The sequence below is a fragment of the Alteromonas sp. KC3 genome (genome assembly GCF_016756315.1).
Classification (GTDB): domain Bacteria; phylum Pseudomonadota; class Gammaproteobacteria; order Enterobacterales; family Alteromonadaceae; genus Alteromonas.
Genome location: NZ_AP024235.1, coordinates 107,443 through 120,010, shown reverse-complemented (window position 1 = coordinate 120,010; position 12,568 = coordinate 107,443). Strand labels below are relative to the sequence as shown.

The following is a 12,568-nucleotide window of genomic DNA, read 5'->3' as shown; positions in this document are numbered from 1 at the left end:
GCGCTAATGGTTATTAGCAGTGCTTGATTCATTGGGGGTGAGCGTAAAGTCTGTGCCGTAAACTTCGTTATAGTAACGCAGCATTTCTTGTTTAAACGATGCAGGCATAGCAGACAAATGCACGTCTAAATAGGCACGCTGTTTTGTAACTTCTCGAAGTTGCCTTGAAATAGCCTTTATTGCCTTTTCGCCTTCATCGCTTTTAGAACACAACACATAACCAACGCCATATTCGGGAATATCTTTTAAAGAAACGGCGTGAATAGCAGTATCGATAGCGTTTTTCTCGCGTACTTTTTCAAATACTGGCGGATACTCAAGTAGCGCATCAATGCGTTTAGAGCCTAACATGTCGATAACGCCTTCCCCCATATCACTACCACTTCGTTGCCATAAACGCAGTTTATGCGCATCTTTTACAAGCTCATCATCAATCGCCTTGCCGTAGGAACGCCCTGCGACTGTACCTAATCGAAAGTGAGGATACCGCGTTAAAAGATCTGAAAGTGTAAGCTGCGCTAGGTCTACAGGTGCAATATTGTATTTTTTAATAAACGCGTCGAGTACATAAAGCTTAATGCCTGGCACAACAACCTGAGGCTGGGTGCTCGCCAAACTGTATTGTGCTCGCTCTTTGTTGTAGATGCGGTCGCTTACGCACACATTACGACTTTCTTGAAGACGAATAAGTGCGCGCTTCGATGTAGTTTGCTCAAGGGTAAAGGTAATATCTTGGATGCCATCAAGGATTAGATCACGCGTTTGTTCATCCATAGTGAGAACCTTGTTATCAGACGCGTGCCATTGTGATAACCATAACGCAGACGTCGCCAAGGTTAACGATGGATACAAAGTGAGTATTGCGCCCAATGAAAAGACGCAGTAGCGCATGGCAACACTTGTCAACAAAGACCTCTCCCTCACGTCTAAAAAATCGTCGGCACTGTATAGCAAGGCGCCTAGCATTGCTACTTTTTCGTACAACGCAACTGGTCAGACTGTGAACCAATAATGACAGTTTTTGTAAACTCTATTGTGTATATGCCGAGCTTGTTAGCCAAGTTAAAAGCAAAAAGGAGCCATTACAGGCCCCTTTACTTATAAGCTTACCATTACCAAAGTATCTTAAATACTATTGGTTAGAAGGTATAAACGGCACTTAACTGCGCATTAATTCCCGCACCGTAAAAACCGATTGTATGTAAGCTATTGATGTACTTTTTATCAAAGATATTATTGATATTCATACGGACAGTAAGGTTGTCAGTAAATGCTTGTGATGCATACACGTTACCTAAGAAATAGGCGCCTTGCTTTACATTATAGTCAACATTGCTGATCTCAGACTGCCAACGACCACCTACACCTAGCTCAATTTCTGGCGCTTGAGGCACGGTATAACCCAGCTGAAAAGTAACAACATCTCTTGGCGCCCATAAGTTGGCGTCGTTACCCTGTTCGTCTTCAACATCAATATTGGTATAAGACGCATTCGCGCGCAGTGCCTCGGTAATTTGCCCTGCCACCTCAAATTCAAAACCTGTCGACTCTACCGACACACCTTTGTAGTAATACATTAGCGTATCTGGGTTAGTGCCGGCATAAGCCGCTAGGTTATTTTGCTTAGCAGTAAAATACGCAAACGTAGTTAATAACCTGTCGTCAAACCATTGTGCTTTAAAGCCCGTTTCAAAGTTTTTGCCTTTGGTCGGCGCTAGGTATTGACCGTTAATGTCGTACTGTTCTTGTGGTTGATACACATCAGAATAACTCACATAGGCATTTACTCTGTCAGTAACGGCGTAAGTGGCGCCAACATAAGGACTTATCTCTCTTTCTTCGTTGTCGATAACAGCGCCCGCATTTTCCCCGCTGCGCTCAAAATCTATCGCGTTAAACCCGGCAATAACAAATAGGGCGTCGTTTACTGCTATCTTTGTTGAGCCGAAGTAACGCGTAAGCGTTTGTTCTATATTGGAATATTCTGACTGCACCAACCATTCTGGCTCTGCAATGGCATCAAGACCGTAAGGAAAAGCTGGAGTTGGGCCAAATGCAGGTGTTGTCGCGTAATCAAAGGCATGTACAAACGACACATCATCACTGGTGGCATGGCTCACGCCGACATTAAACTCGTGTTCACGACCAAATAACGCATACTCGCCAAATAAGCGTCCTTCTACCAAATGCGAATCACGCTCAGAGTCGTAACGCCCCGGCCAGCCCGTTAAGCCTAGACCAGTCTCTTTATCAATGGCGCCATAGGCGTAAAATAGCTTACTTTGATCTTCAAAGCCGCGGTAGTTATAGCTAAGTAGTAGTTGCCAGTCATTGTCGAAAACGTAATCAAGCTCGGCAAAGGCGTTTGTGGTTTGGGTATCCCACTTCGTCCATTCTTGTGTTGTGGTATCACTTACATCCCACTCGGCTTGCGTACCATCAGTATAGTTAAACACTAAACCGCCCCACGTATTGCCATCTGTGTTGGCATCTTGATGGGATAACCCAAATGTGACCGTGGCATTATCGGTTAGCTGCCCATCAACTACACCGTAAAGAAATGTACGGTCGTTCTTCAGCCCGTCGATGTGGCCTTCTTTGTCTTCTATACTTCCCACAACGCGTGCCGCCCAGCGGCCATCTTCAGTGAGTAGAACTGAATAGTCAGCCTGCGCGCGCTTAAAGTCGAACGAGCCAAAGCTAGCGCCCACTTCTCCGCCAGTTTCATTAGTTGGACGCTTTCTTACGTAGTTAATTGTACCTGATGCATTACCTACGCCAGTAAGTAAGCCGTTTGCACCACGAATGATTTCAATTTTTTCATACCCGTAGGCATCAACAGCGCCCGTTACAATACCCCAATCGTTGGGCAAGCCGACGCCGTCAATTTGCGTGTTTTTTATCTCGAAGCCGCGAGCGGTGTAGTTTGTGCGATTAGTCTCCCACTCCTCAACATTTATACCCGGAGCAAGTTTAAGTGCGTCGTTAATGTTAAATGCGCCAAAAGACTGCATAAGATCTTCTGACAAAATACTAATTGATTGCGGCGTTTCGCTAATTTCCATCGACAAACCTGTTGCACCGCGACTTACCCGATTTTGACGTACACCGACAATGCGGATCTCCTCTACATCAATATCTTGTGCTGCTTGAGTATCGTTTGATACGTCTTGAGCATGCACTGAAAAGGCCAGAGCTAAGGGCGATAAAGCAAATAAAGAAAGTCGTTTCATGGTGTTCTCAGCGTTGTAATGATTTTGTGTGGCTGAGGATTATACCGATACAGCACAATTATACAAATGATAATTATTATCATTAGCTTTACTAAAAACAGTTTATAAAGTAAGTACGATCACCACGTGATTAACGTTATTTTTAATGGTCGCCTAGCCCAGATTATTGCTCTCGTTACATTCTGTAACACTAAGCTAATGAAAATTGATGATTTCTATCTCATTTCCTCTTACATTCTTGGCGTTGCCTATTATTGGTCTCCCAACCAATAGCTTTTACAATAAGGAAATATCAATGAAAAAACTTGCACTCGCTGTAGCACTGAGTGTTGCATCTGCAGGCGCGTTTGCCGCTGCACCTGCGTGGGATTTCGTTCAAGGTAGTTACGTTATTACTGACTTTGACGAGTCTGACTTTTCTTACGAGCCAGATGGCTTCGCGTTCTCAGGATCAAAGCTAGTTACAGACGACGTATTTGTAACGGCTGAGTACTCAATGCAAGAAGACGACATTCTTGGCATCGACGTTGACCTAGATATGCTAACGATTGGCCTTGGCTATCGCTATGCATGGTCTGAAAAAACTGACCTATTCGGTATTGTTAGCTACGAAGATGTAGAGCTTTCTGGCTCTGGTCAATCTGCTGATGAAGATGGTTTTGGTTTAACAGCGGGTGTGCGCTCAATGGTTACTGACAACATTGAAGTACGTGGTGCGGTTAAATATATCGACCTAGATGAAGACGATGATACGTCTGTACTTGTTGGCGCAGACTACTTCCTAAGCCCAATGTTTGCTGTAGGTCTAAGCTATGAAACGTCTGACGACCTAAGCACTTTTGGCATCAATGCACGTTATAACTTCTAAAGCGTAATCACTTTCGTCGACGAGTTATAATAAGAACAAAGCCGCATTCACTCAGTGAAAGCGGCTTTTTAGTTTGTAGGCCAATAATGCGGTATTTATGCCCCGCTACTTCCTCGTTATTGCGTTACTGTCTATAAGCAGTGTATTAATTTCGTCTTTTTGGTAACGGTTAGTCACCGACAAAGCAAGTGATTCAAGGGCCAAGATATAGGCTTTTTCCAAAGCATTGTCTTCACTTATCAAAATATCTGGCTGAACACCACGGCCTTCCCAATTGCTTTTAGTGATAGGATTGATGGCCTGCGTAGTCGGCACCCCTATTCGAAAATCCCCCTCTAACGCAAACCATCTCCATGGATTAGCGCCGCCTTTGCTCGGCATACCTACAATAGTTGCTCTACCTAAGTGCTTTAAGTTGTAGGCAAATTCCTCTGCGGCTGAAAACGTATCAGGACCAATAAGAATATATAGCGGTACTGATGCTAATTGCGCGTTCGTAATAGTCGGCTCTGTATAAAATGGGTTTAGTGCGTCGCTGTAGCGAGTATAGAACGAATTTAAATGCACTTTTCCTTCTACAAAATAACTTGTCAGCCAGCTAACAGTTTCACCGCTGCCTCCGCCATTTTCGCGTAAATCGATAATTAGCGCATCAACGTCACTCAGCATACCCATTGCGCTCGCAATCTTTTTCTTAGTGTGAGCATTAAGCTCAGCAAAGCCCCAAAACTCTAGCACGCCAACGTTGGCCTTTTTGACAACCACCTCCCTAAAGCCCGCATTGTTACGCGCCAATCGCTGAAACCAGGGTTCTTTTTTTGTCACTTGCTCTGACTGGGATTGATTTTGTTGCTCGGATAATGGCACATACTGCACGGTAAAGTGTTTATCGAATTGCGCTAAGTGTTCAGTGAGTAACTCTGCTACTTGCTTTTTAGATGCTGCTTGAGAAATAGTTTGTTGCAAAGTAACGTTGTCTAAACTTGTGTTAATCGCTGGAATGTTTTCAGATAGCACGTAGTATTCTTGAATTGTGCTTTTGATGTTGTTTAGCAGTGCGTTGTGATTATCAGCAACAGCATGCCCTGCCATAAAGAGCAGCCATAGGCTTGACAGGTAAGTGGCTATTTTCATTGCGTAGTCCTCAAAGCTGTTGGCATGTTAAAACCAACAGAAGTATATGAAAACCTTACAATATCATGTTCGAAGTGAACAATAAGTGAATAACCAATACCGTAAGTCATCGTCTCCATCATTTGCTGCGTTTCTTTGTGCGGCTTGCTTTATTGTGGGCTTTATTATGATTTTCTATATCGAGCCCGGTATTCACCTTAATCCCCATCAACGGTTGGCATTTATTTTATCGAACGGCCGTTTTTTCCAAGCTTGGTATTTAGTTATTTTTGTGGCATTTGGTACCAGCTTACTCGTATTGGTAAATGGCATTAATAAAATAATTGCTCGCTACCAAACCTTAACCTATTACCTAAGTATGATGTTCGGTTTTATTTGGGCGTGTTACACCATTGCCTGTGGTTGCATTGCTATCTTCTCAATTGAATATTTGCTTTCGCTACCAAGCGAACAGCAAACGTCAATCTGGTTTGCTTTGTATAGTATACAAATGGGACTGGGTGACGGTGTTGAGTGGGTCGGCGGATTGTGGTTACTCACATTAAGCTTGCACGGCATTAAGCACAACCTGCCAACCCAATCACTACATCGATTTGGGGCATTTGTTGGTCTATTGGGCTGCCTAACATTGATACCCGCTCTATCTACTATTGGCGCTGCCTTTGGCATAGCAAGCATTATCTGGTTTGTATGGGCAGGCGCACTTTTTTACAGGGCTCGCCATAGCCTTAACACTTTGGGTACACCGTTACCGCGTACGTCTTAGCAGTGCTTTTAATGTCAACACGCCACTCCATTACCTGCGCAATGCGGTGCACTAAATACTGACCATGCCCTAAACCTTGATAATTGGACGACGGCGAGTTGTCGATAGCATTTTCAAACACGATTGCCTGAGAAAAGTGCTCAAGGGTATCTTGCTCTGTTTCGTCAACGCGATCACTCATCGAAACTTTTGGCGTGATTGAGTATATGCGCATTGCGACGTTAGCTGCGCTTTTGCCGCCATGGTAAAAGCCGTTATTAATTAGGTTTTGAAACAATAATGTGATGAGGTGGCCATTTCCCACGCCACTAATCTTGGCACTGACTTCCACATCAACTTCAAACTGATTATCTGGGTTTGCGCCGTAAAGCGACAACAACGTTCGCTCAATAAACGGCAACAGGGGTTGTGATTCGAAAACAAGGTTTTCTTTGCGCGCCAACGCTAACAATACTTCAACTGTGTTTTGCAGGGTATGCGCTGACATCACAAGTAATTGTTTGTCGTCGTCAGACATAGGGGTTTGATTGCCTTTTTCATCTTGGTTTAGCACCAATGTATTTTGAATAAGGGCTATTGGGGTTCTCAGTTCATGGCTTACGTCACTGGCAAAATCGTGCTCTCGTCGCCACGCTTGTTGCAAGGCGCGATAGGTCTGTTCAAACGTTCTAGCAAGCTCACCAATTTCATCTTGTCGTGAAGACTCATCAATATCGCAGGGGCTTTGTACTTCTTGTGACGCAACCTTCTCGGTTAACGAGATAATAGGGGCTGAAAGCTTACTTGCAACAAACCATGTGCTCAGTATTGTAAGCAAAATAACGCCAACCGCAGCACTAAACAAAAACACACCGAACACCGATGAGAAATTTGCCAGTGCGAGCGTGTTTTGCGTATTTAATGCTATGTATCTATCTGTTGAGATCGCGTACGCGAAGCCCCTTACACCCTGAAACTCAAATTGAAATAAAGCGCTATCAAAAAGGCTTCGATTGAGTTCACCCATAGACGTAAGCGTCGCCTCACTTAATAAAACAATGTCATTACTCAGAAAGTCCGCTGATGATGCAGGCGCTATAGCTTGATCGTTAAAGCGCTCTTTTTCTCGTTCAAGGATATAGTTCGACACCCAACTTTCTGTCACCTCAACAAACAAGCTTGTCATTCTGAAATAGAATAAGTTAATGACAACCACCAGTGCACCAAAGCCAAAAAATAGCTGGGCGCGAATGCCTTTAAGCATTGCCAAGCCCCTCTAGCTTATAACCAATATTGCCTATAGTAGCGAGAGTCAACGCTGAGCTTGATTGCGCAAGTGCCTTGCGCAAATTGTAAATGTGGGACTTCAGTGGATTACTCTCCGGTAATTCGTCATTGTATAACGTGCTTATCAAATCACTGCGTGCCACAGGATTGGGATAAGCTTTTGTCAATTCGTAAAGCAGTTGAAAGCCAACTTTAGTAAGTTTGATTACATTGTCGTTGAAGGTGGCTGTGTACGCTTTGGTATCAAGTCGTAAGGGGCCTTTTTCAAGTACCGTATTGGTGTGTAATGCAGGTCGGCGAGCCAGCGCTTGGCAACGGAAAGCCAACTCACGAAGGTCGCAGGGTTTTGTCAAATAATCGTCTGTCCCAGACATAAACCCCTTGGCTTTATCTTCAAAAGCATCCCGTGCAGTAAGCATTAAAATGGGGGTGATACGCCGCTGTGCAGCCTTTATTTGCTGGCAAACCGTAAGTCCATCGCAGTCGGGTAAATTAAGATCTAGCACAATCACGTCGTAGCTGTTTTCAGTTGCAAGGGATACGCCCAACTTGCCTTTGTCTGCAAAGTCGATATGCCAGTTAAGTCCTTCAAGAAAACGGCAAACTTGTTTTGCTAACGCCAAATTATCTTCAATGAGCAATATTGATAATGACTGCTCAGACATCCCTTCCTCCCATTACGTTATCGCGATTAATCAAACTGGTTTGATTATGTACCAAGCAGAGTGAACAAACAGTGAATTATCGGCACTTAGCGCTACACGTTACGAAAATGCACGCACGCTATTTCGACCATCCGCTTTGGCTTGATACAGCGCAATATCGGCTTGCTTGTAAAGCTCGTCATAACAGGCGCTTTGCGTATTACCTACCGCAACGCCAATGCTCACCGTAACACGAGCCTTCGCTTTGAACACACTTTCTTCTGATTTGTGTCTAATCCGCTCAGCAATTGTCATTGCCGCGCATTGGTCGGTATTAGGTAGCAAGATAACAAACTCTTCGCCTCCAATGCGTGCTAGAACATCGTCTTTGCGGCACAACGCTTTTAACATAATTGCCAGCCGCACTAATACGTCGTCGCCCACATCGTGACCGTAGTTATCGTTGAGGGTTTTGAAGTGGTCAATATCCAATAGTAAAAACGCCATTTCCATTGAGGTTTGGCGCAGTACAGCTAACTTTCTATCGAGAAAACGTCGGTTGCCCACTTGAGTAAGAGGATCAGTTTCAGAAGCCACCAGCAAAGTCTCATTGGTTTGCTCAAGCCTGAGTAACTTCTGTTGCCTTAGTCTGAGCGCTAAGAACAGTACCAAGCAGAAGAGTGATATGACAATTGACGTAAACAAGAAGAAAGTTGAGTGCTTGGCTTCTCGCTCGCGTTGCAGCAAGTCTTCTTGCAGTTGTATTAGTTCTCGCTCGGTCTTTAACTGGGTTTCTAGCTTTTTAATAATGCCGGCTTGCGTTACTGGCTGAATGGCATTTCTGCGCGCTATGTACTCAGCCTGCGTGTTCGCGGCATCTTCATAGTTTCCCAGTTTAAGCTCAAGCAGCGCTAAGCTTTCATAAAGTGCAATTTCACTTTCTACCGAGGTTTTGTTTTTCACCTTAACGATGCCGCTACGATATAAATCCAATGCTTCGTCGAATCGTTCAAGCGAGGTGCAGAGCTTGGCTAAACCAAGGTACGCCGATGCCAACGCCTGTGGATAAGAGCCACCGCGTTCATCTTCTATCACATGGCGATACATCTTTACTGCAAGTTCGTGTTTACCTAATGCTTGGTATACGTGCGCTAAATTCACGCTGGCTTCGCTGTACGTAAAATCGTAAATAAATTCGTCATTTTCTAGCACAGCTTTAAAAATATTGAGCGCCTGCTCGTATTGCTGTGAGTTTAAGAAGGTTGTGCCTAGTCCGACCGTGGCATTCATTGCCATATCAGTATTGCCAAGGCCTTGGTGAATACTTGCCGCTTGCTTAAAATAATCCGCCGCATCATCGTAGTCTCCTTGGGAATTCAGCACGTTCCCCAAGTTGTTATACACCATGGCAAGGTCGGCAGCGTTGTCACTTATGCGCGCGTATTTAATGGCTTCAATGTAGTATTTAACGGCATTATCAAAATCGACTACAAGCTCGTAGTACACGCCTATAGAACGATGACAAATAGACAGCAAGTGCGCGTCATCCGTTACTTCTGCGGCGCTAAGCGCCTGCGTTAAATACGTAAAGGCTTCGTTGTTTTTGCCTTGATATATACTCGACATACCTAAAAGGCGAAACGCTCTCGCCCGACTTAAGTCGTCTTCTTCTTGAACGCTAAAAGGCAACGCCTGCTTAGCATATTGCTCTGACAACGCTGGGTCTTGATACAAGTAGGAGTCTGCGAGTTCTAGCAATAATGGTAACTGCGCCTTATCGCTTGGAGCTAAGGCGGTTAACTGTGCCTTTAACGTGGTAATACGCGCTTCGTTTGCTACTGCCTTAACCGTTGCCACGAGCAACAGCATTAGCATCACAAGTCGTATAATCGTTAAATTGTTCGCTACCATATCACCAGAAAAATTATTGTTATTATCAAAGCATTGACGGAACAGAAGCGATCTCGTTTTTATAAACGCCCCATAGTTGGGTATATGCTTTTGCCATTTCTAAGTCAAGCAAAAGCCCGTCTTAGCGGGCTATTTTTAGTATTACTTTTGAACACTTCTGAATGTAAAAAACCCGATGAACAATTTCATCGGGCTTTTGAACGTAATCACACTATAAGACGCTGGTATAGTTATTCGTGTCTCAGTGCACTAATAGGGGCACACCGCGCAACACGAGCGGCGTTTCCACCTACCGTCAGCCAAGCAATCAGTACCGACATTAAACCCGCCCCAATACAGATAGGTATGAGCAAGAAGATATCGATACGATATGGAAATTGCTGAAGCCAACTTAGCATCAGCCATACTGCAACTGGCCAAGCAATTACGTTGGCAAGTGCAACTGGCTGAGTGAACTGCCACACTAACAACTTCACAATATCACTCACTTCAGCCCCCATCACCTTGCGAATACCAATTTCTTTGGTTCGTCGCTCTGCGCTAAATGCGGCTAATCCGTATAGACCTAAACATGCAACAACAATCGCTAACACAGCAAAGGCACTAAACAGTTTCATTTGCGCATTTTCTTGCTGGTATTGGCGCTCTAACATGTCATTTAAGTAGCGAATATTCACTGGCTCTAGCGGTACAACGCTACGCCACACTTGCTCAACTGCTTCACGCACTGCTTTGTCGTTGTTTGACGAATAGGTAATAGTCGCGACTCTAAAGCGGTTGGGATCTAGCAAATAGATTGACGGGCGAATATCAAACTTTACAGAGCGGAAATAAATATCGGGGATTACGCCCACCACCGTTAATTCAGACATACTGCCGGCATACGAGCTATGAATTGCAGCGCCAATGGCACTTTCTGGCGAATCAAAACCCAATTTAGTTACCGCAGAGCGATTAAGCACAATACTACCTTTGCCCATTGTATCGCCCTCTTGCCCTATGAAAACATCGCCACTGTTGGCCTCGTTAAACAATCGGCCAGCGATAGGGGTAACGTTATAGTCGTCAAAGAAGCCATAACCCATTGAATAGTAGTTGAGCAATGCAGTTACAGGTTCATTGTCATCATAACCAGGGCGCGTAAAGTTTGTATTATTTTCATTGTCTTGAGACGGCGCTTCAGATGAAAAACTCACGCCCTTCACCTCAGGAATTGCCTCTAGCTGACTTTTAAGGGCGTCTCTGTTGTCACGCGCAGCGCTTATATTCAGCACCAGTTTGTTATCTGATGTATAGCCCAAGTCCATGTTGTTGGCGTGCTGGGTTTGCAAGTACACCACTGACGTACTAATCAGCAAGGCAATCGAAATTGCAAACTGCCCTACCACTAAGGCCGAACGTAATTTAGATGAACCACCTGCATCACTACTTTTGCTCGCCTTTAACACACGACCTGGCATATACCGACTTAGCACTAATGCTGGGTAACTACCTGCTCCTAGGCCTACTACAAGCACAATACCCGCTAATAAAAGCAATAAATCTGGTGATGAAAACAAATCGAACGTAATACTTTTATCAAGCACTTGGTTATAGAACGGCAGAGCAACTTCCACACCCACAAGTGCCAGCAATAGCGAAATAAACACTAGGCACACGGCTTCTACTAAAAATTGCACCGCAACTTGACCACGGCTTGCCCCAAGGACTTTGCGCATCGCGACTTCGCGGGCACGCAGACCTGCTCGAGCGGTAGACAGGTTCATAAAGTTAATACAGGCAATTAGCAGTATTAACATTGCCACCAGCGAGAATGTAAAGACCATACGGTCGTTACCTAACTCAGTAAAATCGCCCATGTTACCCGCATGCTTATAGGCATGAAGATGTAAGTCTTCTAGAGGCATAAAGCGCAGCTGCACAGAATCCGTGACTTTTCTATCGCCCATCACGCCGCCCATGTCCTTGGCGTTTTGCGCGTAGGGGCTTTCATTGTTTAACCAGTAATTTAAACGCGCTTGTACTTGTTCAAGCTGCACGCCCTCGCGTAGTTTGAAGTAAGAATACACATTTACACTATTCCAAGTATTAAGGAGTCCATCAAAGGTACTAAACAGTTGCACGTCCATGTAAACCAGCATGCTAATATCAAGGTGCGTGTTCTCTGGTAAGTCTTTCAGAACACCTGAAATCGCCAGCTCAATAGGCCTGCCTGCTACGCAGCATAATGTAAGGGTTTCGCCAATTACGTCGGTGCGTCCGAAGTAACGAATGGCAGTTTCTTCAGTAACTAATAGATCGTTCGGCTTGGCAAAGCTCTGCTCAATTGAGCCGTGAACAAGGGGTAAATCGAAGATGTCGAAGAAGTACTCTTCACCCACCAGCACACTGTCTTCAAAACCTTCACCGTCTTTTCTGATAGTGGTATTCATTGAGAAGATGCGTGCGCCCACTTCAATTTCATTTGGCATAAAATCGCGTACAGCAGGCATTACCATGCCGGCACTGCGTACGGTAAGAAACGAAGGCCTACCGGGGTTAATGTACGCTGTATGCATGCGCACAACACGGCTACTGTCAGTCATCCATGCATCATAACCCGACTCTGAACGCACAAATAACATGATCAGAATGCAGCTCATTAAACCAATCGCAAGGCCTATGATATTAATCGCAGAAAACAGTGGCTTTTTGATGATATTGCGCCAGGCAATAAGAATATAATTACTAAACATAGTGCTACCCT

At 44.6% G+C, this 12,568-nt stretch carries 9 protein-coding genes; 2 read left to right on the top strand and 7 right to left on the bottom strand.

All coding sequences use genetic code 11. The annotated features are described in order from the left end of the window. Nucleotides 1–3: 3 nt before the first annotated feature. Together JN178_RS00545 and JN178_RS00540 are read right to left on the bottom strand one after the other, a co-directional pair. Entirely contained in the window at nucleotides 4–909 is a 906-nt protein-coding gene (locus JN178_RS00545) for a hypothetical protein (RefSeq protein ID WP_202263117.1), read from the bottom strand. Between the two features lie 230 nt (nucleotides 910–1,139). Beyond that, nucleotides 1,140–3,233 carry a TonB-dependent siderophore receptor gene (locus JN178_RS00540; protein ID WP_202263116.1) on the bottom strand — a complete coding sequence of 698 codons (2,094 nt, stop codon included), beginning with the start codon at nucleotides 3,231–3,233 and terminating at the stop codon, nucleotides 1,140–1,142. Between the two features lie 295 nt (nucleotides 3,234–3,528). On the opposite strand from JN178_RS00540, the gene JN178_RS00535 reads away from it, so the two are divergent. Beyond that, the gene (locus JN178_RS00535; RefSeq protein ID WP_232369650.1) at nucleotides 3,529–4,101 is read left to right on the top strand and encodes an outer membrane beta-barrel protein; all 573 of its coding nucleotides are present in this window, start codon (nucleotides 3,529–3,531) and stop codon (nucleotides 4,099–4,101) included. Between the two features lie 105 nt (nucleotides 4,102–4,206). On the opposite strand, the gene JN178_RS00530 is transcribed toward JN178_RS00535, so the two are convergent. After that, the gene (locus JN178_RS00530) at nucleotides 4,207–5,235 is read right to left on the bottom strand and encodes a S41 family peptidase (RefSeq protein ID WP_202263115.1); all 1,029 of its coding nucleotides are present in this window, start codon (nucleotides 5,233–5,235) and stop codon (nucleotides 4,207–4,209) included. An 85-nt stretch (nucleotides 5,236–5,320) separates the two neighbouring features. Between JN178_RS00530 and JN178_RS00525 the strand changes: the two genes are divergently transcribed. Beyond that, nucleotides 5,321–6,001, top strand: coding sequence for a hypothetical protein (locus tag JN178_RS00525; protein ID WP_202263114.1), 681 nt, complete (start codon nucleotides 5,321–5,323; stop codon nucleotides 5,999–6,001). On the opposite strand, the gene JN178_RS00520 is transcribed toward JN178_RS00525, so the two are convergent. The 4 genes from JN178_RS00520 to JN178_RS00505 all read right to left on the bottom strand — a co-directional run bounded on the left by JN178_RS00520 (nucleotide 5,964) and on the right by JN178_RS00505 (nucleotide 12,557). Continuing rightward, nucleotides 5,964–7,244: a sensor histidine kinase gene (locus tag JN178_RS00520; protein ID WP_202263113.1), complete on the bottom strand. Its 1,281-nt coding sequence runs from the start codon at nucleotides 7,242–7,244 to the stop codon at nucleotides 5,964–5,966. The two genes, JN178_RS00525 and JN178_RS00520, sit on opposite strands and share 38 nt — an antisense overlap. Continuing rightward, nucleotides 7,237–7,932, bottom strand: a complete 696-nt coding sequence (locus JN178_RS00515; RefSeq protein ID WP_202263112.1) for a response regulator transcription factor — start codon at nucleotides 7,930–7,932, stop codon at nucleotides 7,237–7,239. Before JN178_RS00515 ends, JN178_RS00520 begins: the two co-directional genes overlap by 8 nt. A gap of 99 nt (nucleotides 7,933–8,031) precedes the next feature. Then, entirely contained in the window at nucleotides 8,032–9,780 is a 1,749-nt protein-coding gene (locus tag JN178_RS00510) for a tetratricopeptide repeat-containing diguanylate cyclase (protein ID WP_202263111.1), read from the bottom strand. 272 nt (nucleotides 9,781–10,052) lie between these two features. Then, nucleotides 10,053–12,557, bottom strand: a complete 2,505-nt coding sequence (locus tag JN178_RS00505) for an ABC transporter permease (RefSeq protein WP_202263110.1) — start codon at nucleotides 12,555–12,557, stop codon at nucleotides 10,053–10,055. Nucleotides 12,558–12,568 lie beyond the last annotated feature (11 nt).